This is a genomic window from Enterococcus sp. S183_ASV_20, from assembly GCF_018919685.1.
Taxonomy (GTDB): domain Bacteria; phylum Bacillota; class Bacilli; order Lactobacillales; family Enterococcaceae; genus Enterococcus; species Enterococcus faecalis.
Map to the genome: position 1 here is coordinate 15,440 of NZ_JAHLRI010000024.1, position 26,030 is coordinate 41,469.

The window sequence follows — 26,030 nt, forward strand, 5'->3', positions numbered from 1 at the left end:
TTTTTCAAAAGATAGGACTTTTCAGAAGTCAATTTATTCTTCTACATAAGCTAAACGATAGGATACTGTGCGACCAAAAGAAAATACTTGCAAACCTTGTAAGCGATCTGATTTCAAGTAACCAATGGCTCCTTGGAATAAGGGTAAAACACCGGCATCTTTTTCAATTAATGTTTTTTCTAAACTTAGTAATTCATTCCAGCGTTTTTCAGGTTCATTGGCGTAATCTTTTCTAACTTTTTGGAGACCCGCATCATACGCCGAATCGTTATAACCAGAAGTATTTAAGCCACTTTTCGAGTCATAAAATTCTAAAAAATTAATGGGATCAGCATAGTCAGGTGTCCATGTTCCAAAGGCTAAATCGTAATTACCTGCTGTTTGTAAATCCAAACGATTTTGCAAAGGCAATGATTTTAATTTGATTGTTAAACCTGGTAAATTTTGTTGCAATTGCCCTTGAACAAATTCAATGGTTTTCTTGGCAATCGCTGAGTCCGCTGAGATTAGTTCCAATTCAATTTTATCTTTGCCCAACTCTTCTTTCGCTTTGGTCCAGTTAGCTTGGGCTTCTTTAATATTATATGGCAATAAATCACCATTTTCTTTGCGGAAATCTTCACCTGTATCTGGATTTTTTGCAAAATTAGCTGGTACAAATCCATTTAAAGCTGTCGAGCCATCTCCTAAAATTTCTTTTGCAAAAGTTTCTTTATCAATCGCTTGTAAAAAAGCTTTTCGAACATGCTCGTTGCCGGTAATTTCACGGCGATGATTGGGGCTTAAATAACCCACCATGGCTTTAGGTACAAAATGCGCTTGTTTTGACTCTTTATATTGAAGTGCATAAGTATCTGCTAAAACAGTGTAATCTAAGTCGCCATTATCAAAAAGATTGGCTCCTGTGCCAATTTCTTTCACTACTTGAACATCAATTTCATTCAATTTTACGTGTTCTTTATCCCAATAATGATCATTCTTCTTCAATTTCCAAGTTTCGGAATTGCCATCCCAACCTGAAATTACAAATGGTCCATTGCCAACAAAATTATCTGCAGAAGTCCCATAGGCAGTACCTTTTTCTTTGGCAAAGGCTTCATTTTTAGGCATAAAAGGTGTTCCAACTAAGACTTGGGCTAAATAAGGAATTGGATTTTCCAATGTTAGTTCTAGTGTCTGGTCATCGATTGCTTTGACACCAAATTCTTCCATCGTGGCTTGTCCTTCCCGCACCGCACGCCCATTTTTAAAAATATCCATTTGATTACTGCTACTTGAACCATACGCTGGATCGACCACGTTTCTAAACGCAACTACAAAATCCCCTGCTTTAACTGGATCCCCGTTTGTCCATTTTGCTTCTCGTAACTTGAATGTATAGACTAACCCGTCTTCACTAACTTGTGGCTCTGCTTTCGCCATAGCTAGCTCAGGATCTCCGTTTTTATCTTGTCGATACAAGCCTTCAACTACTTGACCAATCATATCGGAACTATAGACATCTGTATAATGAGCGCTGTCTAATGTCGAGAGTTCACCACCAGATGCGACGTTAATTTTCTGTGTAGATGCTTCATTCGAGGTCGTTTTCGAACCGCCACTTCCACATGCTGCTAAAACCAAGCCCAGTGCAACAAGTCCGATTAACCACTTTTTCTGTTTCATACCAAAACTCCTCCTTCTGTTCAAACAACTTACCTACATTTTACATGATTTTCCATACATTTGTCCTTTTTCAGCACTTACTTTTTGAAAGAAAAATATTTTTTTAAGAATAAGAGTTGACAGATATTTTTTCTGGTGGTACAGTATTGAAAAACAGAGAACAGAAGAGTAACTGTTTCCTTTAGTGAAGAGAGTCTTTGGTTGGTGGAAAAAGACGTAAAGAAACAGCGAACCACATCTGGGAGTTGACTTTTTGAACCCTTAGTAGGAAAGTCCGGGACCACTCGTTAACAGGCGAAGTTATGAACTTCATAAGGTTCGTGTTGCGAAACACGAATAAACTAAGGTGGAACCACGATAATTGATTATTCGTCCTTTGGCTAGTCAGCCAAAGGACTTTTTTGTTTTTTAGATGCACTTTTCAACCTGAGAGAGTGCCTCAACTGCTCAAGTCTGTTGTCCTCTTTTCCATATGCTTAATGGGATAAGCTAGAAAAGCAACAGGTTTTCTGTTCCATTCGAACAATTTCATACTTACAATCAAGGCTTAGGACATAGTAATTTAGCTCTTCCTTTACAGAGACTTTTTCATTGGCTGAAAGAAAAAGATGGATTCTTCTTTACTCACACCTAAAAGATGTTTTTCTGAATCCTTTAGTAAGAAAAACCGGTGACTCTATCGTTAACAGAGAGTAGTTGTCAACGCAACTACATAAGGCTTATCTTGTGAAAGATAAGTAAATTGAGGTGGCACCACGAATGCGATTCGTCCTCTTGGCTCACAGCCAAGAGGCTTTTTTGTTTTTTAATAAAAATTGTTGGAGGAAAAAATGATGGATTATATTTTAGAAATTTTACCTGCTTTAGTTAGCGGAGCTGGCATGACACTGAAAGTCTTTTTCTTTACGCTCCTTGGCTCGATTCCACTGGGGATCATCATTGCCTTTATTTTACAAAGTTCGTTTAAACCTTTACGTTACTTAATTAACCTCTACATTTGGTTAATGCGCGGCACTCCGCTATTGTTACAATTAATTTTTGTTTTTTACGGCTTACCATTAATTGGTATTGTCTTTGAACGTTACGATGCGGCCTTATTCGCATTTATTTTAAATTATGCTGCGTACTTTGCTGAAATTTTCCGCGGGGGGATTCAAGCAATTCCCCAAGGTCAATATGAAGCTGCTAAGGTTTTACGTTTAACACGTTTTCAAACAGTCACGCGGATTATTTTGCCACAAGTTGTTAAAATCGTGCTGCCTTCCGTAGGAAATGAAATTATCAATTTGGTCAAGGATACTTCTCTTATTTATGTTCTTGGCTTAGGCGATCTTTTACGTGCTGGTAAAATTGCGATGAGCCGCGATGTTACATTAGTGCCATTAGCTTTAGTGGGAGTGATTTATTTACTCTTTACGGCAATTTTGACTGTTGCTTCTAAGAAAATTGAAAAATTCTATCAATATTATAAATAGGAGGACTCTACCATGTTAACTATTAAAAATTTAACCAAACATTTTGACAACCGGACCATTATTGATCACTTAAATTTAGAAATTCCAGAGGGTAAAATTTTAACGATTGTTGGTCCTTCAGGCGGCGGAAAAACCACTTTACTTCGTTGTTTGGCTGGTTTAGAAACCATTGATTCTGGTGAGCTTTTGTTGGATGGTGTTCCTTTCAATCCTGCTGAAATGGACAATGCCGATCAAGTGGTTGGGGTCGTTTTCCAGGATTTCCAACTTTTCCCTCACTTATCAGTTTTAGAAAACATTACCTTAGCACCTACATTAGTACTAAAAGAAGAAAAAGCAAAAAGTCAGCAAGAAGCTTTAGAATTACTGGAAAAATTGGGCTTGGCTGGTAAAGAAAAACTCTATCCGTACCAACTTTCCGGTGGACAAAAACAACGAGTTGCACTTGCTCGTGCCTTAGCAATGAAGCCAAAAGTTCTTGGGTACGATGAACCAACGAGCGCGCTAGATCCAGCTTTACGCCAACAAGTGGAAGAAGTTATTTTAGATTTACGGAAACAAGGCATGACACAGATTGTCGTGACCCACGATATGGCTTTCGCTGAAAAAATTGCAGACAATCTTTTGACGGTTGCCCCCGTCCAATAGAAAGGAGTTTATGATGAAAAAGAAATATTCTTTAGCCTTGCTGGTTATCTGTTGTAGTTTACTCCTATTTGCAGGTTGTGGTAAAAGAAAAAGCAACGAAGATCAATGGACACGGATTAACGAAGAAAAACGGATTATTATTGGCTTAGATGACTCCTTTGTGCCCATGGGTTTTCAAGATAAATCAGGCAAAATTGTCGGCTTTGATGTCGACTTAGCCAAAGCGGTTTTTAAACTTTATGGCATTTCCGTTGACTTCCAACCGATTGATTGGTCTATGAAAGAAACAGAATTACAAAATCAAACCATTGATCTTATTTGGAACGGCTACACTAAAACGAGCGAGCGGGCCGAAAAAGTTCAATTCACACAACCTTACATGACGAACGACCAAGTACTTGTTTCTTTAAAAGAAAAAAACATTGCAACAGCGAGCGATATGCAAGGCAAAATTTTAGGGGTTCAAAACGGCTCTTCTGGCTATGATGGCTTCGAAAGTCAGCCTGACATTTTGAAAAAATTTGTTAAAGACCAAACGCCTATTTTATATGACGGCTTTAATGAAGCTTTCTTAGATTTAAAATCTGGCCGAATTGATGGGCTCCTAATTGATCGCGTCTACGCCAACTACTATCTTTCCCACGAAGATAATTTAAAAAACTATACTATTTCTCATGTCGGCTATGACAATGAAGATTTTGCTGTGGGCGTCCGCAAATCAGACAATCAATTAGTCCAAAAAATCAATACTGCCTTTGAAACGTTACGAAAAGATGGCACCCTTAGTAAAATTTCTCAAAAATGGTTTGGAGAGGACGTTACAAATAACACAAAAATAAACTAAATAACGAATAAAAAGGTGTACTGCTGACTTATAAGTAGTTCAGTTTTGGAGTACAAAATGACAAAATGTACTTCAAAATGGACTACTTTTTTCATTTTAACTTACATACCAAATTACATACAAAATGATTTATAAAATGCAATTGAAAATGATAATTGAATGAAAATTTGTGATTTTGTGGTATTATGATAATATAACTTATAGAAAAAATTGCTTATTCAACTAACGGGCAGGATAATGAGAAAAGGTTTTTTGATAGAAATAAGAAATTAGATGGTAAATTAGTTAAAAAGGCTGTGTTATAAATGAAAGTTTCTTTGATTGCTGCGATGGATAAGAATAGAGTGATTGGCAAAGAGAATGACATTCCTTGGAGGATTCCCAAGGACTGGGAATATGTTAAAAATACTACAAAGGGACATCCGATAATATTAGGTAGGAAGAACCTTGAATCAATCGGAAGAGCCTTACCTGACAGAAGAAATATTATTCTGACGAGAGATAAGGGGTTTACCTTTAATGGTTGTGAAATTGTTCATTCAATAGAAGATGTTTTTGAGTTATGTAAAAACGAAGAAGAAATTTTTATTTTCGGAGGAGAACAGATTTATAATTTGTTTTTCCCTTATGTTGAGAAAATGTACATCACAAAAATACATCATGAATTCGAAGGAGATACTTTTTTTCCAGAAGTGAATTATGAGGAATGGAATGAGGTATTTGCCCAAAAAGGGATAAAGAATGATAAAAATCCGTATAACTACTATTTTCATGTATATGAAAGAAAAAACTTATTGAGTTAACGGGTGCGTTAATTGAAGAAGAACAGTAAAGATAAAGCACAAGAGCTTGGGATTACTCCAAGCTCTTTTTGTCATTTGAAATAAATTATATCTTTCCAATCAAATTGTTTATCTGTAATCCCTAATCTTTGAGCAGGTGTCAAAACCTTTTTATCCGCTGATTTAAAAGGGCGACAAAAGTTGTAGTAAGTTCTTAGAATTGTAATCGCAAATTGAGCATACTTCGGATTGAAGTTAGCGTAAATATAGCTCTTCTTATCACCACGAGCTGTTGTTAATGGTCTTTCAAGAGATGATATATAACGTCTTATCTGTTGAATAAAGCTATTGGTCGAATGGTCATTAACATTTAATAGCATCTTTGCGATTTCGTTTGGTTCCAGAGCAGATAAATCCGTTCTACAATCAACTGAATAAAATCCTTTATCCTTAGTGGCTAATGGATGTTTGATAGGGTTATCGGCATATTTGCGATATCTTTCTCCATCTTTACTAATAGCCTCTTCGTGGAATTGATGACTTGTTAGTAATTCAGTTAGATAATGAGATGCCAAAGTCCGTAGAAACTTTGTTTTGAATCCTCTGATATCTCCCCAATCGAGCAGTTCTGCTTTTGCTTGTCCGAATTCTTTTAAGCATTGTTTTCTGCTTTTCGTCTTGTTAACTTGGCAAATAAAATGATGTGCATCGCTCAACCTTAATTCTTTCGTGAATACTCTATAAAAGGCGTTTCTAATAGAGAAGTCATCATCACTAATCATTCGCCATTCGTCGGCATTAACCATTTGTTTAATTAACCAATAGTGAGCAGTTGTAGTATAAGGAGCATCAACATTTAAACCATCGACAAATCTACTCCTATTAGTAATTTTCCCTAATTCGTGAAGATAAGCATTCCTATTTTCGCTATCGTTAGCGGATGGTTCTTGTGGATAATAAGACCAATCTAACCTATCATTTTTACGACTAAAAGTATTGAGATGGTCTTCTTTGAATTTTCTTGTATCTTCATTTAATTCATCCATTGAAATATTCCAATCATAGGCAACATCAGAACGGAACACATATCTTGATAAGACCTCAGCAGATACAACTATATACGTTTGCATATTAAGGTCTTCAAACCCCGTATATTTCTTTGAACCTTGTCCTTTCTTACGGACGTTATTTAGGTAGTAGTGCATCTTGTCCGTATTAAGCCACATCTCGTTAAATTTCTTTGTTTGAAGGGGTTGTGTCTCATATCGTTCTAAAAACTCCAAACAACGCCTATACAGCCACTCCAGCTTATGATAGTAGGTTCCAACTCCAATTCCTAAAATATCACAAGTACGACTGACTGAAACCCTTCCAACAACCATCTTAGCGAACATTGGAAGAATGGTGTTCTTTTGTTGGTGATAAGTAGTGGTTTCTTCTCTTTTTGGTAGAACATTAGTGAACTTCTTACACGCCTTACATTGATAGCGTTGAGATTTGCCCCTACTTTTCCCCCTTTTGTAAAATTGCTTCGGCTCATTGAATGGGGTTGATTCTTCTTCCGAGCAGCCTTCTTTATGAAATTGATAATCTGGCTCAACATCTTGGATGCTATTGATTTCTATAAGGCGTTTAATTTCTTCAACAACAGACCAATTAGATAAAGGGGTTACTGTACAGTTTTGCGATACACCTCTGCCAATAGGATTGTCATTGCAGTACATACCTTTATGACCTTTATCTTTGGAACTACCAGTCATTTTATATCGACTTGGTTTCCCTTTTACATCTTTGAATTTGTGCTGTTCTTTCCCAAAATTACAACAAAACGGATTGATGCAGTAATTATATTGAATGGGATATTCAGAACCGTTCCATTTAAAAGACGTTGGCAAGAACAACATTTTGTTATACCTTGTTGCAAATCGTTTTGGAGTTAATAAATCATATTGTTTAGCCCTATCTTTTAATTCTTCGTTTGAAATCGGAATTTTAACATCTACAATTTCATCTTCCTTCGTGGCTAATCTTTTAAGCTTGGTCATTGTCTATCAACCCACTCTATCTTTGATACCCATTTTTTCAACAATCCGCTTATTACTTCGCTTGTTGGCAATCCATTCAATAAACTTCTTATCGTCTAAAATGTTCAATAAGAATTCATCCACTGCTTCGCTTTCAGTACGCTCTGCATATTCAGCGTATTGCTTAACTATCACCCTTACTTGCTCTGATATTTCCCAATCCACAGACTTAGCGTTCTTATTTTTTGGCTCAAGAAATTGCATAGGAAAATGCACCCCTTTTTGCTTAGTAAATTGTAACCATTTTAACACACCAATTTGCATTCCTACAATAATTATTTCACGTTCGCATTTTTATATACATTTTAACTTACATTTTGTGGTGTAAATTAACAACAAACGTTGATTTAACAATAAAAAACGAGTATCAAATTCAGTTGCAATTTGATACTCATTTAGGTTTACATTTTCACTTTTTGTACTCCAAAACTGAACTACTTAGCTGACTTAGTACACCTTTTTATTTGAATCAAATTCTTAGCAAATTCTAACTTATGAAGAACTTTTATTTTTGCTACACTAGTAAAAGTCGAGAGAATTTGTCCTTTTCTGCCTAGAACAATCATTACTCTCAATAAATGAAAGGAGAAAAAAATGCCTACTAATAAAAAAGAAGGAATGCTTTTTACTACGTTAATGTGCTTTCTGATGGTTTTCGGAATGAGCACCTATAATTTATTATTGCATGGAGAATTTTCATTGTACGCCTTATCAAAAGGTTTGCTTCCTGGATTTATCGTTGCTTTTATTTTAGACGTTTTCATCGTTGGTGTCTTAGCTAAGAAAATCGCTTTTTCTTTACCCTTTAATAAAGAAAAACGGCTATTACTTATTCTGACCATTTCGAGTCTCATGATTATCGGCATGGTGACTTGTATGTCTTTATTTGGCTTATTAATGGAAGGCCAGACGTTGTCACTAAGTGCGTATTTCCAAGCTTGGGGCCTGAACTTTATTGTTGCCCTTCCTTATCAATTGCTGATTGTCGGTCCCTTTTCACGTATGATCTTAACCAATTACCAACAACGACAAACTTAGAAAATAGATTTCTTATCTAAGTTTTAACAGTTGCCTAAAAAAAAGTTAACCTTTTTGATTTATCTTAGTGATAGTTCATTAAAGGAGGAACTGAAGTTGAAAAAATATCGTATTAGCTTATTTCTTGGCTTGATTAGTCTTTTATTATTTATGATCTCTATTTTAGTTGGATCAACATTATCTAGCGATGGACTTTTAAAAGAACCCGCCTTTTTCTGTACGCCGCTCGGTTACTTTTTTCTCTTCATCGCCTTGCTTTCGGTTATAACAATCACATGTAAAGAACATATGAATCAAAAAGGTAAAACAAAACAACCTTAAAAAGAGCCTGACGTTTTGATACGTCCGGCTCTTTTTTTAATAAAAACATATAACTTAATTTGCAACAATATTTACTAATTTATCTGGAACAGCAATCACTTTGCGCACTGTTTTTCCTTCAATAAATTCTTTAACAGCTTCATGGTTCATTGCAATTTGTTCTAATTCTTCTTTGATTAACCCACGAGCGACATTTTGTTTGCCACGTAATTTTCCGTTCACTTGGAAAACTACTTCCACTTCATCTTCTACTAAGGCTGCTTCATCATAGGTTGGCCAAGGGACATAAGTTAAACTTTCCTCGTTACCTAAAATTTGCCATAGTTCTTCACCAATATGTGGCGCGATTGGCGCAAGTAATTGGACAAATCCTTCCACATATTCATAAGGTAAGGCATCCACTTTATTGGCTTCATTCACAAAAACCATTAATTGAGAAATCGCTGTATTAAAGTGCAAGTTTGCCATATCTTCTGTCACTTTTTTAACCGTTTGATGATAAACTTTCGTTAAACGGCCATCATTAATTGTGGTAATTCGGTCACGCATTTTGCCTTCTTCATCAACAATCAGACGCCAAACGCGATCTAAGAATTTACGACTTCCTTCTAAGCCATTTTCATTCCAAGCAATGGAAGCATCTAATGGGCCCATGAACATTTCATAAAGACGTAATGTATCCGCACCATATTTAGCCACCACATCATCGGGATTTACAACATTGCCACGTGATTTAGACATTTTTTCGTTGTTTTCTCCTAAAATCATACCTTGGTTGTATAATTTTTGGAAAGGTTCTTTGGTAGGAACCACACCAATATCATATAAGAATTTATGCCAAAAACGAGCATAAAGTAAATGCAACACCGCATGTTCGGCACCACCAATATAGATATCAACTGGTAACCAACGTTTTAATTTTTCAAAATCAGCAATTTCATTTTTATTATGAGGATCAATGAATCGTAAGTAATACCAAGAGCTTCCAGCCCATTGTGGCATAGTATTCGTTTCACGTTTTCCCTTCATGCCAGTTTCAGGGTCGACGACATTGACCCATTCATCAATGTTTGCTAATGGCGATTCCCCAGTTCCACTTGGGCGAATATCCGATGTTACTGGTAAACGTAGAGGTAACTCAGATTCAGGAACCGTTGTGGTTGTTCCATCTTCCCAATGGATCACAGGAATTGGTTCACCCCAGTAGCGTTGACGAGAGAATAACCAGTCACGTAAACGATAGGATACTTCTTTTTTCCCTACGTGATTTTCTTCTAGCCACTCATTCATTTTAGCGATGGCTTCTGCTTTGTTTAATCCATTTAAGAAATCAGAATTGATATGCGGTCCATCCCCTGTATAGGCTTCTGTTGTAATGTCGCCACCTGCGATTACTGGTAGGATATCAATGCCAAATGTTTTCGCAAATTCGTAATCCCGTTCATCATGCGCTGGGACCGCCATGATTGCGCCTGTGCCATAGCTTGCTAAAACATAATCGCCAATCCAAATTGGAATTTCTTGGCCATTGACTGGATTTATAGCATACGCACCTGTGAAAACACCTGTTTTTTCTTTTGCTAAATCCGTTCTATTTAAATCAGATTTTTTTGAGGTTTCTTCAATATATGCTTCTACAGCTGCTGTTTGTTCAGGTGTCGTAATTTTTTTCACTAGTTCTAGTTCAGGAGCTAGAACAGTATAGGTTGCACCGAACAAGGTATCAGGACGGGTTGTAAACACCGTGAAACTTTCTTCTGTACCAGCGACTTTAAAGGTCACATTGGCTCCTTCAGAACGTCCAATCCAATTTCGTTGCATATCTTTAATACTTTCTGGCCAATCAACAAGCTCTAAATCTTCTAATAAGCGATCTGCATAAGCAGTAATTTTCAGCATCCATTGACGCATTGGTCGGCGAACCACATCATAACCGCCACGTTCACTTTTTCCATCAATGACTTCTTCATTTGAAATAACAGTTCCTAGTTCAGGTACCCAGTTAACCGCAACTTCTGCTTCATAAGCTAACCCTTTTTCATATAATTTTGTAAATATCCATTGTGTCCATTTGTAATATTCAGGATCAGTGGTATTAATTTCGCGATTCCAATCATAGCTGAATCCTAGTGAATTAATTTGGCGACGGAATGTTTCGATATTTTTCTTAGTAAATTCAGCTGGGTCATTTCCTGTATCTAACGCATATTGCTCTGCTGGCAAACCAAACGCATCCCAGCCCATTGGATGCAACACATTATAGCCTTGCGCACGTTTCATACGTGAAAGAATATCGGTTGCTGTATAGCCTTCCGGGTGACCTACGTGTAAGCCTTGTCCAGATGGATAGGGAAACATATCTAGTGCATAAAATTTTTCTTTATTTGGGTCGTCCAATGTATTGAAACAATTGTTCTTAGCCCAATATTTTTGCCATTTTTTCTCAATCTCTTTGTGATTGTAGCTCATGTTATTCCTCCTAGTAATATAAAATTTTTCATTCTTAAAATTTGCCACCTGCAGCCATTGTCACTATTCTGACTTAAACTAGCCACTTAGTGATAAAAAAAAGTCCTATAGGAAAAATTCCTATAGGACGTGAACATACAAATGCAACGTGGTACCACCTAAATTCGTCAAAGAAACGGTCAGTCACCGTCACCTTAACCTCAAACGTCTTAACGATCGTCACCGACTTTTCCTACTTGGTTTGTTCAAAAAAGTAACTTAAAGGCGAGTTCAAAAGCTTCTGTACGTATTTCCACCAGCCATACGCTCTCTATCACATGGTTCTTTCTACTATTCCTTCTCATTGTTTTTTTCTATTATAAGACTCATGTTACCAAAGATAGCTATTTTTTTCAATCTTAAATTAACCAACTTTTAAAGTTTGACCAATATAAATTGTATCCCCGCTTAAGCCATTTAATTGTTTGATTTTTTGGATGCTGATTCCGTATTGCATTGATAAGCCCCAAAGTGAATCACCGCTTTTAACTGTATGGCGTTTGCCTGATGCACTATTTGTTGAAGAAGCATTGCCACCTGCAGAAGCGCCTTTTTTCACGATGATTGTTTGACCAGCAAAAATTAAATCGCCTTTGATCCCGTTCCATGAACGTAGATTAGCAACACTCACGCCAAACTGTGCAGAAATTTTATTCAACGTATCGCCTGATTTAATCGTGTAGGATGTTGTCGCACCGCCACCATTATTCGTAGGCTTGTTCGTATTCGTTGAACCTGAGTTGGCGCCTTTTTTCACGATAATCTTTTGACCAGCAAAAATCAAACTACCGCTGATGTTATTCCAGGCTTGTAAGTTAGCCACACTAACACCGAATTGTGCAGAAATTTTGTTCAAGGTATCGCCTGATTTAATCGTGTAGTACGTATTCGTTCCTGATTGATTATTGTTAGAACCACCATTGCTTGAGCCGCCGGTGTTACCTGAAGTACCTTTTTTCACAATAATTTTTTGACCAGCGAAGATTAAATCGCCAGAAATGCCATTCCATGAGCGTAAATTAGCAACACTCACGCCATATTGCGCGGCAATTTTGTTCAAGGTATCGCCTGATTTAATTGTGTAGTACGTATTCGTTCCTGATTGATTATTGTTAGAGCCACCGTTGTTTGAGCCACCAGTGTTACCTGAAGCACCTTTTTTCACGATGAGTTTTTGACCAACGAAAATTAAATCGCCAGAGATGCCATTCCATGAGCGTAAATTAGCAACGCTCACGCCATATTGGGCGGCAATTTTATTCAAGGTATCCCCTGATTTTACAGTATAGTACGTGTTCGTTCCTGATTGATTATTGTTAGAACCACCGCTGCCTGAGCCACCAGTGTTACCTGAAGCACCTTTTTTCACGATAAGTTTTTGACCAACGAAAATTAAATCGCCAGAGATGCCGTTCCATGAGCGTAAATTAGCAACGCTCACACCATATTGCGCGGCAATTTTATTCAAGGTATCTCCTGATTTTACAGTATAGTACGTGTTCGTTCCTGATTGATTGTTCGAGCCGCCTGTTCCTGGATTAACTGTTCCGCCCCCAGTATTTCCACCAGAAGATGGTGTATCATATTGAGTTAAGTTATATGCGGTAATGACATTATTTAATTTAGCATTGTAGCTAGGATCTGTCGCATAACGACCTGTTAACCAAGCAGTTGCATCGCGGTACGAACTTGTATTGCTTTTCCAAGCCCCAGCATAATAGTAAACGCCCGCTTGGAAAGAAGTTGTTTTTAGCACGTGCGCATTATCTTGGAATGATTCCATGTAAGAAGGATATTTACGGAAAGGTTCTTTTTTCACTAACCATTTGCCGTTTAAATATTCCCATGTATCCATATAGACAGATTGTCCATTGTAGCTGCCTTTAATCCCAAATAAGTTATAGTTTGGTGCCTTAGATAGCGTACTTGCTCCCCAACCACTTTCAACGATTGCTTGAGCCATCATCACTGATGCATATAAATCATTGGCTTGCGCAATAGGTTGTGCACAACGAGCTAACTCGGCAATAAATTCTGAAGGACTTTGCGTCGGTGATAACGCTGAAAAAGTTTGCGCAGAAGCTACTCTAGCTTCAGGTACTTTTACTTCATCATCTGGTGTAACCGCAGGCGCTGCTTCGGACTCGGTTGTTGAAGGAGCTACTGGCGCGATTTCTGCTACTGAAGAATCAGTCGTTCCTGATTCCACAGGTGTAGTTGAATCAACTGTTGGTTGCTCGGTACTTGGTGTTGTTGGTGTTTCTTTTGATGATTCAGTTGTCGATTCAGTCGTTGTTGACGAATCCGTTGTCGGTTGTTCCGTAGTTCCTGGCGTAGTTTCTGTTGTTGGTGTCTCTACTAAGCCAGTTTCCGTAGTAGGTGCTTGGGCAACTTCCGCATTTGTTGGCTGCTCTTCTGTTGCCTCAGCAGTCACTGGTAGTAACGCAACGGGCGTTCCTACAGATGAAACAATTAACGCCGAGCTGAATAAAGTAGTGCTCTTCTTCCATTGTACTGGCGTTTTCTTTCTTTGTTGTGCTTTCCTTCTTTCGATACGTGACATTGATTCTTTCTTCATTGATACGTCCCCAACTTTCCTTTTTTAACTTATATGTAAATGTAATTTTTTAGTTTTGTTATTATAACAAGTATACCTTTTTTTCTGGCGAATTAAAAACACTTCAACAAAATTTCATATTACTGTAACTAGATTGTAAAGAAGTAATGTTTTTTAACACGGATATACTCTCTTGTTACTACTCGGAAAAAAAACTGCGACTTTAGTTGTAGATGCTTCTTTACCTTAGTCTGATTTTTTTAATTCCTCTTGTTATTCGCCCAAAAAGAAATTATAGTTTAAGATGAGAAATGAATCGTGTAGAAAGAGGGAGCGGAATGAATAAAGAACATTTTATTATTGAGCTGAAAATTTATTTAAAAGCATTAAATCCAAAAGATCAAGCTATTATTCTTGCGAAATACAAGGCGTTATTTGATGCTCGTGTTGCGGAAGGCGAAACAGAAGAACAAGTGGCAAAATCATTGGGGAAACCACGGGTTATCGCAGAAGAAATTTTGAAAGAACAAGGCATTGAATTGACGGAACGAAAAATTGAAAATAATGGCTGGCAAGAAATTCCAGCGGCTACACCTGCTTATGATCATCCCTATGAAGAAGAATCTGAATTTTACTATGATAATGATTCTCCATACTATCAACGACCACAGCATCGGCCACTAACCCGATTTTTCCAAGTGCTTGGTATTTTCTGTTTAAATTTTTTCTTCATGTTTTGGGTTATTTTAGGGATTGCCTTAATGTACGTCGGTTGTGGCATTGCCGGAGCTGCAACTTTATTTTCACCAATTTATGGTATTTATAGTGTTATTACCCAAGCAAATGCCGCTTCCTTTTTCCAATTATCTATGAGTCTCTTTTTATTTGGTGCATCAATCATTGGTTGGTTACTGTTTCTACCAATTTTAAAATTTTCAGCACATGTCTTTAAGCGTTATTTCCAATGGAACATTGCTGTTTTACGAGGTGATATCTAATGAAAAAAACAACAGGGATTCTCTTATCCATTGCTGTCTTAGCGATGCTAATTGGTGGATCTGGCGCCGTCTATTATTACAAGCAAGCGGAAAAATCAGTCACACCGCTAAAAGAAAGTTATACACTAAAAAATAAACAAGCAGGCGAAGAACTTCACTTATCCTTAAAAGGCAAAGGCCCTTATACCATTTATAAAACTGATAGTAACAAAATGGGATTACGATCACCGAATAATGCCTTTTATTCAAAAGCTGAAGGCACCTTAAATGTCAAAGAAGAAAAAAATAAAATAACAGCAACCATCAATACCACTCGCACACAAAACCAACCCGAATTGTCATTCTTTAATATTGGTATTTTTAGTGACTTCACACCGAACGTGAGTGTCCAGATTCCTAATAATGTGAAAAAGTTAGTAATTGATGGCTCAACCCATTCACAAGTTTCATTGAATGCTTTTAACGTAGACGAATTAACAACTAATCTACCAAATTCTTATGTTAGTCTATCGGGTGTTAAAGCCAAAAAAATGACGCTTAACTCTTCAGATGGTATCTACCTTTCAGCGGATACTTCCGCTAAAAAAGCAACAGTTGAAACCACTGACGGCGATATAACGTTGGATTCAGCCTATTTCGATGAAATCAAAAATACGACTATTTCTGGTGATATTCGAGTGCAAAATGCTCGCGGAAACATCCAAGCAACAACGACAGATGGCGATATTAGCGTCTATGATTTCAAAGGAGAAGCTAACTTTTCAAGTGAAAATGGTGATTTTTCTTTAGACATGCCTGCTGTGCCTAAAAAATTAACTGTTGCTCTTGTCCATGGAGATATTTATGTAAATTCTGGAGAAATTTTGCGTAACATTTCAATCAAAGGGGAATCAAAATTAGGCGATGTTCAACTTTTAAACAAAGAGCGAACATCTTATAAGAATGGTCGTGCGGATACAGAGTTTAACCTTTCTAGCGAATTCGGCGATATTACCGTTGATACTCCTGATGATGATAATCAATAAACATGCGCCATTTAAAAAAGTTCTAGCACCACAATGAGAGATTGTGCTGCCAGAACTTTTTTAATATCTGTATCCCCTCTAATCAGGCAATGAAATTATCTTTTAATTTTTTACCCTTTTGATGGTATAATACGGATTGTTGCGATTAAATTTTGAAAGGATTTTTTATGAAAAACAAACTTTATTATCAATTTGCAGGTAGTTGTTTTCTTTTAGTATTTATGTTTTTAGGCTACGTTGTTCGTTTTTATCCAACCTGGCTCAAAGGCTTTGATCAAACGATTACTTCTTTTGTTCGTCGTCCTTTTCCACAGCTAAATAACTTTTTTATTTGGTACACCAAATTTGCCAATTCATTGACGATTATCATCTTAGCAATCGTTGTCATTGCTCTGTTTATTGTTTGGAAATATTATGCTGAAGCATTATGGCTCTTTATTAATACTGCCTTAATTGCTGGCGTAGGTAATTCTTTATTAAAATTATTCTTTATGCGCCAACGTCCTACTTTGGAGCATTTAGTAACTGAACATACGTATAGTTTTCCTAGCGGACATGCTGTAGGAAGTACCTTGTTCTACGGCACTATTTTATTGATTCTGCCAATTTTCATTAAAAATAAAACGGTCCGCCTTTGTGTGCAAATTTTACTAGGTATTGGGATTTTCATGATTGGAGTTAGTCGAATCTATTTAGGTGTCCATTTCCCTAGCGATATCTTAGGTGGTTTTTGTCTTGGTTTAGCTTGGTTGTTATTAAGTTACCCTATTTATTTAGAAAAACGCTTTGTTTGGCGATTTCAAAGCAAACAACGCTAGAAAGAAGTCTTGATTATGCAAATTTTTCCTTATTCAGATGATCCAAATAAACGCTATCACACTTGGAACTATGCACTTCGTCAACAGTTTGGTGAAAAGATTTTTAAAGTGCCAATTGATGGTGGCTTTGATTGCCCCAATCGTGATGGGACGGTTGCCAAAGGTGGTTGTACGTTCTGTAGTGTTTCTGGCTCAGGCGACATGATTGTTGCACCTAGCGATCCCCTGCCGCTTCAATTTCAAAAAGAAATCCAATTGATGCATCAAAAATGGCCAACTGTCGATCAATACATTGTTTACTTCCAAAATTTCACCAATACACATGCGCCCGTTGACGTTATTCGTCATCGGTTTGAACAAGTAGTCAATGAAAAAGGTGTCGTTGGTTTATCCATTGGTACCCGTCCTGATTGTTTGCCTGATGAGGTGGTGAACTATTTAGCTGAATTAAACGAACGCTTTTATTTATGGGTAGAGTTGGGTTTGCAAACCACGTTTGAGGAAACTAGTGCTGCCATTAATCGCGCTCATGATTATCAAACATATCTAGATGGTGTGGCTAAATTACGGAAACACGGGATTCGGGTCTGTACACATTTAATTAACGGGCTGCCTGGGGAAACACCTGCCATGATGCGCGAAAATGTGCGGCGAACTATTCAGGATTCAGATATCCAAGGGATTAAACTGCACTTACTTCATTTAATGACAAATACCAAAATGATGCGGGATTATAATGAAGGACGCTTACAATTGATGAGCAAAGAAACCTATGTTTCAGTGATTTGTGATCAGTTAGAAATGATTCCACCCGAAATTGTTATTCATCGCTTGACAGGCGATGCTCCCTTTGAAACAATTATCGGACCGATGTGGAGCTTGAAAAAATGGGAAGTTCTCAATGCGATTGATGCGGAAATGAAACGCCGCAACAGTTATCAAGGAAAATATACTGTCATTTCAGGAAAGGAAGTTTTCAATTAATGCTACAAACAGCCCTACATTTTAGTCACCAACTTTTAAAAGAAGTGGTGGAACCTGGCGACTTCGTCATTGATGCAACAATGGGAAATGGTCATGATACAGCATTCTTAGCAGAGCTGGTTGGCCCTTCTGGTGAAGTTTTCGCCTTTGATATCCAAAAAGAAGCGTTGATCAATACAGAACAAAAGTTAACAGAACTTAATTTACTCCCACAAACTACGTTATTTCCATTAGGACATGAACATCTTCATGCTGTCCTAGATGAAGAAACAGAAATCACTGCCGCTATTTTTAACTTAGGCTATTTACCTAAAAGTAATAAGGAAATTATTACAAAACCCGCTACGACTAAACAGGCGTTAGATGGGTTACTACCTCATTTGGTAAAAGGAAGTCGCATTATTTTAGTCGTTTATTATGGCCACGAAGGTGGTTCAGAGGAACTTGATTTGGTCACGAATTACACGCAATCCTTACCACAAGATGTTTACAGTGTCTTACGTTATGAGTTTATCAATCAAAAAAATCAGCCACCTGTTCTTTTCTGTATTGAAAAGAAATAAGAGAACATGGTCGGATTGTCTCCAGCAATCCTATCATGTTCTCTTTTATTTGTTTTGTTACTCCGTCAATTCACCATCACGAATACGAACCACTCGATCACAGTATTTCAACAAACGCTCATCATGTGTCACCATGATAATCCCTTTATCTTTCTCTTTGGCCTCTTTCGCTAGTAATTGGACAACATCAAATGCCTTTTCTGTATCTAAACTAGCCGTTGGTTCATCTGCCAAAATTACGTCTGGCTCATGATATAATGCACACGCAATGGCTACCCGTTGTCTTTCCCCACCAGAGAGATCACGAGGATAACTATTTCGTAATTCTTTTAAACCCAACGTCTCTAACAATTGCTCTTTTAATTCACTATTTTTACGTGATTTATCAACTTTTTCAATTAAGTGAAATTGATCTTCCACTGTTAAAAATGGCACCAAATTAGAGCTTTGTAAAATAAAGCCGATTTTTTGAAAACGTTGCGCCAAACGTTGCTTCTTCGTTAACTTATTTAGTGATTGCCCGCCAACAATGACTTCGCCACTTGTCGGTGCCTGTAAACCAGCTGCAATCGTTAAAAAGGTACTTTTACCAGAACCAGAAGGACCAATTACTGCGACAAATTCACCTGGCTGAACCGCAAAAGATAATTCTTTTAACGCGATCACTTCTGTATGTTTTTCACCATATTTTTTATAAATATTTTTCATTTCTAAAACATTTGCCATGTCTCTAACCTCCAATCGCGATTAACGGATCAATTTTAGCAATCGTTCGAATTGAAAATGCCCCGCCAATTAATGCAGATAAAATCAATAGTACACTAAACAAAATCATGCGTGGTCCATTAGTTGCATAAGGCATCGCTTCTGGTAAAAAGAGCACGGTAATTCCCGTTAAAGCAAGACCAATCGCCACTCCTAGAACAGCCAATAAAGCGGTTTGTAGCATGACTGCCTTTGCTAAGAAACTAGTCGGCACCCCTTGAACTTTTAAGACACCGAACATTGCTGTTTTCTGTAAAGTCATCACAAAGATAAAAATACCGATAATGAACGCTGCAATCACAATCAAGAAATAAATCATGCCATCCAAGGTCAAGTTTTGAGCGCTGTATCCTGGCAGTTTTTCAATAAAATCTGAAATTGAAAGAACTTGGCTGTCTTTATTAGTCGTTTTAACTTCCGCGTTATCCTTGCTGCGAACAATAAAACCATTAACCATTTTGGCCATTGCTGGATTGTCACCATATTTAATTGACCGCCAAGTATCCAGAGAAGTGTAAATAACTGGCACAATGTTATAGCTACTTTTAGAAATAAAGCCGACAATTTCTAATTGCTCATCATATTTCCCTGCAGTTAATTTGTCGCCAATTTTAAATCCTTGATTTTTCAATGTTTCTGAAGCAATCACTTGATTTTTATCAGTAAATGCGTTTCCTTCGATCACTTTTGGCATTAAAAAACTTTCTTTTTCAATCCCAAATAAGCTAACATTCGTTAATTCAGCCTTTTTATCATCTGCTGGGCGGATGGCTAACGACTGTTGACCAATCGGTGCAATTTTGCCTCCTGAAATCGTCTCTTTCACGTTTTCATCTAACACTGATACATTTAAATTACTATTGGCCTCTTTTGATAAAACCACTTGATTCGCTTGCCATTGATCTACGGCTAAACGATTTCCTTGAGCTAAACCGTTCGCTAAACCTGACAAAATAAAAATTAACCAAGCAATCAAGACCATTACTAAGACTACAAGGACGTACCGTCCTTTTGAATACTTCATTTCATTAAATCCTAAAAACATGAATGGTTCACCTCTTTCTTCTTTTCGAAATAAACTATATCACTTATCAATCGATAAATCAATAATTATTTATCAACCGATAAGTGAATTTTACAAAAAATAGAGAAGTCTGTTTTTCAACAGGGCTTCTCTATTTTTTATTTGTGACTTTTCAGAACGCCATGTAGCATAAATTGAATGAATTTTTTGACATCGTCATCCACTGTTTTTCGCTGGTACGTTTTTTCAATACTTAATAATGCACTAACGTTATATAAAATAAACCGAGTTGCATCATCTACACTGATGCCCTCTTGTAAGCAATTGGTTTCAGGTTCACTTTCAAAAATAGCCGCAATATTATTGATATAGGTTTTTTTGAAAATTTGATACAGCGTACGATTGTAATCAGGGCCCATTTCTTGAAACATGTCGTTCAACATTAAGAAAAGATTGGTCGGATGTTCATCTAACAAAACTTTGATTAATTGATAAAGTTTTTCTTCTACTGATGCATTTCCAGAAATAATTGGGACTAATTCTTCCTGAACACGGGACGTTAATTCTTCAATCACAGCTAAATACAGTTCTTTTTTATTTTTAAAATGGTGATAGAGATTCGGTTGGGTAATGTTCGCTTTTAAAGCAATTTCACGAGTGGAGGTATTTTTGAACCCCTTTGTCATGAATAATTCAGAAGCGACAGACAAAATAATTTGCCGTGTACGTTCTAAATCAGCTTTGCGTTTATTTGGCTTTTCCATGGTTTTCTCGCCCCCTGCTGCTTTTTATTTTAGCATATTCTCCGGCAAGAAACGAGAGACCTTTATACAAAAAACGAAAAATATACAATCAATGTGCCTGCTATTTGGAGAAGAATCGCGCAATAATACCACCGCTGCAGATGTATCAGCCAGCCTTTTTCGCCCCCAAAATAAATCAACCACTGCAGTCCATATAAAAAACTATTAGCCAACAGCCAAAAAAGCAGCGCCGATTTTGTCCATCGATTCTCTCTGAATACACTCAGTACAAATAAAGTATTTAGCACCAAAAACGTGCGCCGTAATTGCCGTACATTCCTCATTTTTTCCATTGACATTTCTCCTTTTTCTATTTAGCATAGCAAAAAAAGAAGCAAATGAGAATGACTCATTTTGCTTCTTTTTCAACTTATTCAAAAACAAATTGATTTTTATAAAGTTCCGCATAGAATCCATATTGTTCAACTAGTTCATGGTGGTTGCCTTCTTCAATGACTTCACCGTCTCGTAAAACAATAATCCGATCCGCATTTAGAATCGTTTTCAAACGATGGGCAATCACAAAACTGGTGCGCCCTTTAATTGCTTCGTCCATCGCTTTTTGGATTTTAGCTTCTGTTACTGTATCAACATTACTTGTTGCTTCATCCAAAATTAATAATTCTGGATTGGTAATAATCGTTCGTGCAATACTTACTAATTGCTTTTGCCCCGTACTGAAAAGGTTATTCTCTTCCGTAATCTCAGTATCGTAGCCTTGCTCAAGATTTACAATAAATTCATGGATATTCGCTTGTTTCGCTGCTTGAACAATTTCTTCATCCGTGGCCTCTGGCTTACCAAAAGCAATATTCTCACGAATTGTTCCTGAAAATAGAACGGACTCTTGCAAAACAATACCTACATGTGAACGCAAGCTATCTAAATCCATTTCACGAATGTCCACACCATCAAACGTCACGGCGCCTTCATTCACATCATAAAAGCGATTCATTAAATTCATAATCGTTGTTTTTCCTGAGCCTGTCGGTCCGACTAAAGCGACCATTTCACCTTTATCCACATGAATAGAAACATCTTTCAACACAGGCGTTTCTGGATTATAGCCAAAAACAACATGATTTAAAGCCACAGCTTTGTTAATCTCTTCTAATTTTTCGCCATTTTCGGGACGAATTTCATCTGGTTCATCAAACATCTCATTTAAACGACGAGCGCCTGTAACAGCTAATTGAATCATGCTATAACCTGAAGAAATTTGCATCAATGGTTGATAATATTGTTGGGAATATTGGACAAACATAACGACTAAACCTAGCGCAGCGGCACGATCAACAGAACCATTGATTGCTAACCAACCACCAAAGAAAATAACAATTGCCGTATTGACTAATGACATTCCTTGCATCATTGGGAAAAGTAATCCTGAATACACTTAACCTTTATACGTAGAGGCACGAACTTTTTCATTTTGCTCTAAAAAGCCGTCAATGGTTTCTTCTTGTAAGCCATTAGTGATAATCACACGTTGCCCACTAATTTTTTCATCCATATAGCCATTTAATTTACCCACTTCATCTTGCTGTAAATCGACATATTTGCGCGCCTTGCTAATCACAAAGACCGCAATTAAAATCGCAATCGGCGTAGAAGCAATTGTGGCCCATGCCAGTTCCACATTTTGACGGAACATCATGATTAAGACACCAACCAATAAGGCAATATTGGTTAATACTTGTAGCAACGCTTGGTTTAAACTGTTTTGGATGTTGTCTAAGTCACTAGTAAAACGACTTAAAATTTCACCATCTTGATGAGAATCAAAGAAACGAATCGTCAATTTTTCTAGTTTGTTAAACAAACCAATCCGCATGCGGTTTGTCGATTTCCCCACGACTTGTGTAAAGAGAATACTATAAATGAAACTAGCGGCACTAGTTAAGACATAAAAAATGAGTAGTTTCCAAATGACAGAAACGAACGCACTTTTATCGTCTTTTCCTTGCATCACATTAACCGCATATTTCGCTAATTCCTGAATAGCTTCCCCAACGAATTGCGGCGCTTTGACTTGTAAATAAGTCGCTGTGAAAATTGCTAAGAAAATAAAGAGGAAAGAAACTTTGTAACGTTTTAAATAATGATAGAAAAATTTACTAGCTTTTATTAAATCAGTCATTAAGCTTCCTCCTTTCCTTTTTGAGTTTCGTAAATTTCTTGATACACGGGGTTCGTAGCTGCTAATTCTTCATGCGTGCCTTCCCCGACTAAACGTCCATTATCCAATACTAAAATACGATCTGCATGGACAACAGAAGAAATTTTTTGGGCAATAACGATCGTGGTAGTCTCTTTTAACTCTTTATCCAACGCTTCTCGGACTAACCGCTCCGAACGAGCATCCAACGCGCTGGTGCTATCATCTAAAATCAAAATTTTAGGCTCACCAATCACACCTCTTGTAATTGATAACCGTTGTTTTTGTCCACCAGAAAAGTTATTACTCCGTTCTTCGACGGGTGCATCATAACCTTCTGCTAATTTTTCAATAAATTCCTTGGCTTGGGCGATGCCTGAAGCCCGTTCCATGTCCGCTTCAGAAGCGTCACGTTTACCATGGCGTAGATTTTGCGCAATCGTTCCAGAGAACAGGATTGCTTTTTGCAACACAAAGGAAACTGTTTTTCGTAAACTGTGTTCGTTCACTTCTCGTAAATCGACACCACCAACTTCAATCTTTCCTTCTGTCGGATCAAACAAACGTGGAATTAATTGTGCCAACGTAGATTTACCAGCACCAGTTGCGCCCACAATCCCAATCATTTCACCTGGCTGAATAGAGAAAGAGATGTCTTTCAAGGTATCTTCTTCATCCCCAGGATAACGGAAAGATACGTGGTCAAACTCAACACTACCAATTAACTCTTGTTCTGGGACTTTTTTGTAGGTAACATCTGGTTCTGTTTCCATCACTTCTTTAATCCGCTTAATGGAAACAGCGGCACGAGAAGTCATCATCATCATCATTCCGCCGATAATAATCGCCATCATGATTTGCATTAAATAGTTCATAAAGGAAGCGACACCACCAATTAAAGTTGGATCATCCTTGACTAAGTTACTCACAAAGAAAATCGAGCCTACAACGGCTAAGTTCGCCACCAACATAAACGCTGGAATCATCACAGCAAATAAGCTACCTACGATTAAGTTATAGGTGGTTAATTCTTCACTCACTTTTGTAAAACGTGACAATTGATTTTTTTCTTGAACAAATGATTTGACGACACGAATGCCTAACAAATTTTCTTTTGCGATACCATTAATCTTATCAATCAAGTTTTGAATAATCATGAAATGCTTGCCCATTTGCGAAAAGGACAGCATAGAAATCAAAATAACTGCGATGACAAGTGCAACAATCACCCACCATAGTTGTGGCAAGGTTAGCATCGCTAAAATAAAACTCCCGATAAATAAAAAAGGAATTCTAAAAAGTGTCTGCAACGCAATCATAATGACATTTTGAATTTGAGTAACGTCATTTGTTAAACGAACAACTAAGTTACCTGCTGAAAATTTTTCGATATTGCCAAATGAAAAAGTTTGGATTTTGCGGAAAGTTGCTTCACGAATGTCAGCACTGACACCTTGGGCAACTTTGGCAGAAAAAATTGTATTAATAACCCCTGCAACGAGTCCTAATCCTGCAATGGCAATTAATTGAATCCCTAAGTTTTTCATTTTGTCGCTATCGTCATTCATAATTGCTTCCAACACTTGTTGTAACAATTTTGGTTGCCAAAGTGCTGAGACAACCATTACGATCACCGCCAACAAGGCAATAACTACCGAGCCTTTGTATTTTTTGGCGTGTTGAATAATAAGGTCCATCTTATCCCTACTTTCTTAAAATAGTTCCCTGCTTCTTCAGTGTTGGTCTGCGAATTCTTCCCCATTACAAAAAAATCAATTTGCTCATTGACTTCACCAATTTAACACTGTAAAATAAGGCCGATTCATAATTTACCATTTTTAGTGGTAAAATACAAGCGAACAAGTTAATTTTTCACAAGTTTTTCCTATCATAAAGTGTACCTTCTTTTTGATAAACTTACGAAGATAACGTTTAATAGGAGCTAAAATCATGGAACCAAAATTATCAAAAGACACGATTATTGCAGCCGCATTTTCTTTGTTAGAAAAAAGTCCCACTTTAGAACAACTTTCTATGCGTAAAGTCGCCAAACAGCTTGGTGTACAGGCGCCCGCAATTTATTGGTATTTTAAAAATAAGCAAGCCTTACTTCAAAGTATGGCTGAAGCGATTGAAGAGCACTTTCAAGAACCTGCATTATGTGGTGAATGGTATTCTGACTTACTGGCCTTCATGGAAAACTATTATGATCTCTATCAACAATTCCCCTGTGCCGTAGCTATCGAAATCCAAACCGTCCCTGCCTATCCCCAACGATTACGCCATTTAAATCAAATGATGGGCATTTTAAGAGAGGCAGGTTTTTCACCAGAAATGACTCATTTAGCAGTAACGTCTTTACAACATCTTTTATTTGGGATGATTATGGACGCAACGGAGGAAAAACAGCTCGTTTCGCAAGTGTTGAACGGAGATGACTATCTAAAAGAACAAGTGCTGCACATGAAACAATATGTCTCTGACAATGAGTTAACATACATGGAAGAAAGCATTCAATTTCGGCGCTCCATCCACCAAAAATCCGCCTTTATTCAAGCCGTTAAAACCTACTTAGATGGATTGCAAGCAGACAACACATCTTCATCTAAATAAAAAAAGCCCTTGGTCCGTCAGTCATTTCGACTGACGGACCAAGGGTTAACTTTTAAAATAAATATTGAAAACTACTTTCTCTATTTTGGTATTGGTAGCCAAGCCAAGGCTTTTTGAATCCATTCATCCCAGAACACCCAGTCATGTTCTCCTGGTCCAGTTTCAAAAGTGTAACTTGCCTGTGCCTGTTCCAACGCTTGAGCCATCTGTTGATTAGCAGAAAGTAACATATCTTGCTCCCCACAACAAAGGTAAAATTGGGGCATTTCTGTTTGGCTTTCTACTAATTGTTGTAATAAATACAGCGGATCGTGAATGGAACCTTCAATTTGATCTAACGGGCCAAAAATACCTTCC

The 26,030-nt window shown here is 37.3% G+C and carries 21 protein-coding genes, 2 pseudogenes and 3 other annotated features; of the genes and pseudogenes, 12 read left to right on the top strand and 11 right to left on the bottom strand.

The window, feature by feature from the left end:
* Nucleotides 1-33 precede the first annotated feature (33 nt).
* Entirely contained in the window at nt 34-1,665 is a 1,632-nt protein-coding gene (locus tag KQI94_RS09700) for a peptide ABC transporter substrate-binding protein (protein WP_002384987.1), read from the bottom strand.
* 147 nt (nt 1,666-1,812) lie between these two features.
* Nucleotides 1,813-2,045 (top strand) — a binding site (T-box leader).
* 154 nt (nt 2,046-2,199) lie between these two features.
* Nucleotides 2,200-2,442, top strand: a binding site (T-box leader).
* A 53-nt stretch (nt 2,443-2,495) separates the two neighbouring features.
* On the opposite strand from KQI94_RS09700, the gene KQI94_RS09705 reads away from it, so the two are divergent.
* The 4 genes from KQI94_RS09705 (at nt 2,496) to dfrG (ending at nt 5,435) form a co-directional block, all read left to right on the top strand.
* The gene (locus KQI94_RS09705) at nt 2,496-3,140 is read left to right on the top strand and encodes an amino acid ABC transporter permease (RefSeq protein ID WP_002383057.1); all 645 of its coding nucleotides are present in this window, start codon (nt 2,496-2,498) and stop codon (nt 3,138-3,140) included.
* A gap of 12 nt (nt 3,141-3,152) precedes the next feature.
* Complete coding sequence (locus tag KQI94_RS09710; RefSeq protein ID WP_002355681.1) at nt 3,153-3,788, top strand: amino acid ABC transporter ATP-binding protein; 636 nt, start codon at nt 3,153-3,155, stop codon at nt 3,786-3,788.
* A 10-nt stretch (nt 3,789-3,798) separates the two neighbouring features.
* Nucleotides 3,799-4,632 (top strand): amino acid ABC transporter substrate-binding protein, encoded by an 834-nt coding sequence (locus KQI94_RS09715; protein ID WP_002384986.1) that lies wholly within the window; start codon nt 3,799-3,801, stop codon nt 4,630-4,632.
* Nucleotides 4,633-4,937: 305 nt separating this feature from the next.
* The gene (dfrG, locus tag KQI94_RS09720) at nt 4,938-5,435 is read left to right on the top strand and encodes a trimethoprim-resistant dihydrofolate reductase DfrG (protein ID WP_000868795.1); all 498 of its coding nucleotides are present in this window, start codon (nt 4,938-4,940) and stop codon (nt 5,433-5,435) included.
* Between the two features lie 71 nt (nt 5,436-5,506).
* Here dfrG and KQI94_RS09725 read toward each other — a convergent pair whose 3' ends face one another.
* A complete protein-coding gene (locus tag KQI94_RS09725; RefSeq protein ID WP_000163792.1) occupies nt 5,507-7,459 on the bottom strand; it encodes a hypothetical protein in 1,953 nt (650 codons plus the stop codon).
* 6 nt (nt 7,460-7,465) lie between these two features.
* Nucleotides 7,466-7,702 (bottom strand): hypothetical protein, encoded by a 237-nt coding sequence (locus KQI94_RS09730; RefSeq protein WP_001159903.1) that lies wholly within the window; start codon nt 7,700-7,702, stop codon nt 7,466-7,468.
* A 390-nt stretch (nt 7,703-8,092) separates the two neighbouring features.
* On the opposite strand from KQI94_RS09730, the gene KQI94_RS09735 reads away from it, so the two are divergent.
* Both KQI94_RS09735 and KQI94_RS09740 read left to right on the top strand, forming a co-directional pair.
* Nucleotides 8,093-8,536 (top strand): hypothetical protein, encoded by a 444-nt coding sequence (locus KQI94_RS09735; RefSeq protein ID WP_002355676.1) that lies wholly within the window; start codon nt 8,093-8,095, stop codon nt 8,534-8,536.
* 96 nt (nt 8,537-8,632) lie between these two features.
* Nucleotides 8,633-8,857, top strand: coding sequence for a DUF3955 domain-containing protein (locus KQI94_RS09740; protein WP_002383054.1), 225 nt, complete (start codon nt 8,633-8,635; stop codon nt 8,855-8,857).
* Between the two features lie 54 nt (nt 8,858-8,911).
* Here KQI94_RS09740 and leuS read toward each other — a convergent pair whose 3' ends face one another.
* Both leuS and KQI94_RS09750 read right to left on the bottom strand, forming a co-directional pair.
* Nucleotides 8,912-11,326 carry a leucine--tRNA ligase gene (leuS, locus tag KQI94_RS09745; protein WP_002388508.1) on the bottom strand — a complete coding sequence of 805 codons (2,415 nt, stop codon included), beginning with the start codon at nt 11,324-11,326 and terminating at the stop codon, nt 8,912-8,914.
* Nucleotides 11,327-11,446: 120 nt separating this feature from the next.
* Nucleotides 11,447-11,679 (bottom strand) — a binding site (T-box leader).
* A gap of 50 nt (nt 11,680-11,729) precedes the next feature.
* Nucleotides 11,730-13,943, bottom strand: a complete 2,214-nt coding sequence (locus KQI94_RS09750; RefSeq protein ID WP_002378053.1) for an autolysin — start codon at nt 13,941-13,943, stop codon at nt 11,730-11,732.
* Nucleotides 13,944-14,233: 290 nt separating this feature from the next.
* Between KQI94_RS09750 and KQI94_RS09755 the strand changes: the two genes are divergently transcribed.
* The 5 genes from KQI94_RS09755 to KQI94_RS09775 all read left to right on the top strand — a co-directional run bounded on the left by KQI94_RS09755 (nt 14,234) and on the right by KQI94_RS09775 (nt 18,310).
* On the top strand, nt 14,234-14,920 hold the full coding sequence (locus tag KQI94_RS09755; protein WP_002361297.1) for a DUF1700 domain-containing protein: 687 nt from the start codon (nt 14,234-14,236) through the stop codon (nt 14,918-14,920).
* The gene (locus KQI94_RS09760) at nt 14,920-15,945 is read left to right on the top strand and encodes a DUF4097 family beta strand repeat-containing protein (RefSeq protein ID WP_002384984.1); all 1,026 of its coding nucleotides are present in this window, start codon (nt 14,920-14,922) and stop codon (nt 15,943-15,945) included. The genes KQI94_RS09755 and KQI94_RS09760 overlap by 1 nt, the downstream gene beginning before the upstream one ends.
* 167 nt (nt 15,946-16,112) lie before the next feature.
* On the top strand, nt 16,113-16,763 hold the full coding sequence (locus KQI94_RS09765) for a phosphatase PAP2 family protein (RefSeq protein WP_002355669.1): 651 nt from the start codon (nt 16,113-16,115) through the stop codon (nt 16,761-16,763).
* 15 nt (nt 16,764-16,778) lie between these two features.
* Nucleotides 16,779-17,747 (top strand): TIGR01212 family radical SAM protein, encoded by a 969-nt coding sequence (locus KQI94_RS09770; RefSeq protein ID WP_002368071.1) that lies wholly within the window; start codon nt 16,779-16,781, stop codon nt 17,745-17,747.
* Nucleotides 17,747-18,310, top strand: coding sequence for a class I SAM-dependent methyltransferase (locus KQI94_RS09775; RefSeq protein WP_002384982.1), 564 nt, complete (start codon nt 17,747-17,749; stop codon nt 18,308-18,310). Before KQI94_RS09770 ends, KQI94_RS09775 begins: the two co-directional genes overlap by 1 nt.
* Before the next feature lie 57 nt (nt 18,311-18,367).
* Here KQI94_RS09775 and KQI94_RS09780 read toward each other — a convergent pair whose 3' ends face one another.
* The 5 genes and pseudogenes from KQI94_RS09780 to erfC all read right to left on the bottom strand — a co-directional run bounded on the left by KQI94_RS09780 (nt 18,368) and on the right by erfC (nt 24,757).
* Complete coding sequence (locus KQI94_RS09780; RefSeq protein WP_002363221.1) at nt 18,368-19,036, bottom strand: ABC transporter ATP-binding protein; 669 nt, start codon at nt 19,034-19,036, stop codon at nt 18,368-18,370.
* 4 nt (nt 19,037-19,040) lie between these two features.
* On the bottom strand, nt 19,041-20,120 hold the full coding sequence (locus tag KQI94_RS09785) for an ABC transporter permease (RefSeq protein WP_002355665.1): 1,080 nt from the start codon (nt 20,118-20,120) through the stop codon (nt 19,041-19,043).
* 137 nt (nt 20,121-20,257) lie between these two features.
* Nucleotides 20,258-20,863, bottom strand: a complete 606-nt coding sequence (locus KQI94_RS09790; protein WP_002384980.1) for a TetR/AcrR family transcriptional regulator — start codon at nt 20,861-20,863, stop codon at nt 20,258-20,260.
* Nucleotides 20,864-21,272: 409 nt separating this feature from the next.
* Nucleotides 21,273-23,042, bottom strand: a pseudogene (gene erfD, locus KQI94_RS09795) (multidrug ABC transporter ATP-binding protein/permease ErfD).
* The gene (gene erfC / locus KQI94_RS09800; RefSeq protein ID WP_002384978.1) at nt 23,042-24,757 is read right to left on the bottom strand and encodes a multidrug ABC transporter ATP-binding protein/permease ErfC; all 1,716 of its coding nucleotides are present in this window, start codon (nt 24,755-24,757) and stop codon (nt 23,042-23,044) included. The pseudogene erfD and the gene erfC overlap by 1 nt, the downstream one beginning before the upstream one ends.
* Nucleotides 24,758-25,010: 253 nt before the next feature.
* Here erfC and KQI94_RS09805 point away from each other — a divergent pair, with 253 nt between their 5' ends.
* Nucleotides 25,011-25,673, top strand: coding sequence for a TetR family transcriptional regulator (locus KQI94_RS09805; RefSeq protein WP_002368062.1), 663 nt, complete (start codon nt 25,011-25,013; stop codon nt 25,671-25,673).
* Between the two features lie 80 nt (nt 25,674-25,753).
* On the opposite strand, the pseudogene KQI94_RS09810 reads toward KQI94_RS09805, so the two are convergent.
* Nucleotides 25,754-26,030: pseudogene (locus KQI94_RS09810) on the bottom strand (esterase family protein); the annotation flags it as partial.

Coding starts and splice junctions, on each gene's coding strand:
- KQI94_RS09700 (WP_002384987.1), bottom strand. CDS start 1,665: ATGAAACAGAAAAAGTGGTTAATCGGACTTGTTGCACTGGGCTTGGTT.
- KQI94_RS09705 (WP_002383057.1), top strand. CDS start 2,496: ATGATGGATTATATTTTAGAAATTTTACCTGCTTTAGTTAGCGGAGCT.
- KQI94_RS09710 (WP_002355681.1), top strand. CDS start 3,153: ATGTTAACTATTAAAAATTTAACCAAACATTTTGACAACCGGACCATT.
- KQI94_RS09715 (WP_002384986.1), top strand. CDS start 3,799: ATGATGAAAAAGAAATATTCTTTAGCCTTGCTGGTTATCTGTTGTAGT.
- dfrG (WP_000868795.1), top strand. CDS start 4,938: ATGAAAGTTTCTTTGATTGCTGCGATGGATAAGAATAGAGTGATTGGC.
- KQI94_RS09725 (WP_000163792.1), bottom strand. CDS start 7,459: ATGACCAAGCTTAAAAGATTAGCCACGAAGGAAGATGAAATTGTAGAT.
- KQI94_RS09730 (WP_001159903.1), bottom strand. CDS start 7,702: ATGCAATTTCTTGAGCCAAAAAATAAGAACGCTAAGTCTGTGGATTGG.
- KQI94_RS09735 (WP_002355676.1), top strand. CDS start 8,093: ATGCCTACTAATAAAAAAGAAGGAATGCTTTTTACTACGTTAATGTGC.
- leuS (WP_002388508.1), bottom strand. CDS start 11,326: ATGAGCTACAATCACAAAGAGATTGAGAAAAAATGGCAAAAATATTGG.
- KQI94_RS09750 (WP_002378053.1), bottom strand. CDS start 13,943: ATGAAGAAAGAATCAATGTCACGTATCGAAAGAAGGAAAGCACAACAA.
- KQI94_RS09755 (WP_002361297.1), top strand. CDS start 14,234: ATGAATCGTGTAGAAAGAGGGAGCGGAATGAATAAAGAACATTTTATT.
- KQI94_RS09760 (WP_002384984.1), top strand. CDS start 14,920: ATGAAAAAAACAACAGGGATTCTCTTATCCATTGCTGTCTTAGCGATG.
- KQI94_RS09765 (WP_002355669.1), top strand. CDS start 16,113: ATGAAAAACAAACTTTATTATCAATTTGCAGGTAGTTGTTTTCTTTTA.
- KQI94_RS09770 (WP_002368071.1), top strand. CDS start 16,779: ATGCAAATTTTTCCTTATTCAGATGATCCAAATAAACGCTATCACACT.
- KQI94_RS09775 (WP_002384982.1), top strand. CDS start 17,747: ATGCTACAAACAGCCCTACATTTTAGTCACCAACTTTTAAAAGAAGTG.
- KQI94_RS09780 (WP_002363221.1), bottom strand. CDS start 19,036: ATGGCAAATGTTTTAGAAATGAAAAATATTTATAAAAAATATGGTGAA.
- KQI94_RS09785 (WP_002355665.1), bottom strand. CDS start 20,120: ATGTTTTTAGGATTTAATGAAATGAAGTATTCAAAAGGACGGTACGTC.
- KQI94_RS09790 (WP_002384980.1), bottom strand. CDS start 20,863: ATGGAAAAGCCAAATAAACGCAAAGCTGATTTAGAACGTACACGGCAA.
- erfC (WP_002384978.1), bottom strand. CDS start 24,757: ATGGACCTTATTATTCAACACGCCAAAAAATACAAAGGCTCGGTAGTT.
- KQI94_RS09805 (WP_002368062.1), top strand. CDS start 25,011: ATGGAACCAAAATTATCAAAAGACACGATTATTGCAGCCGCATTTTCT.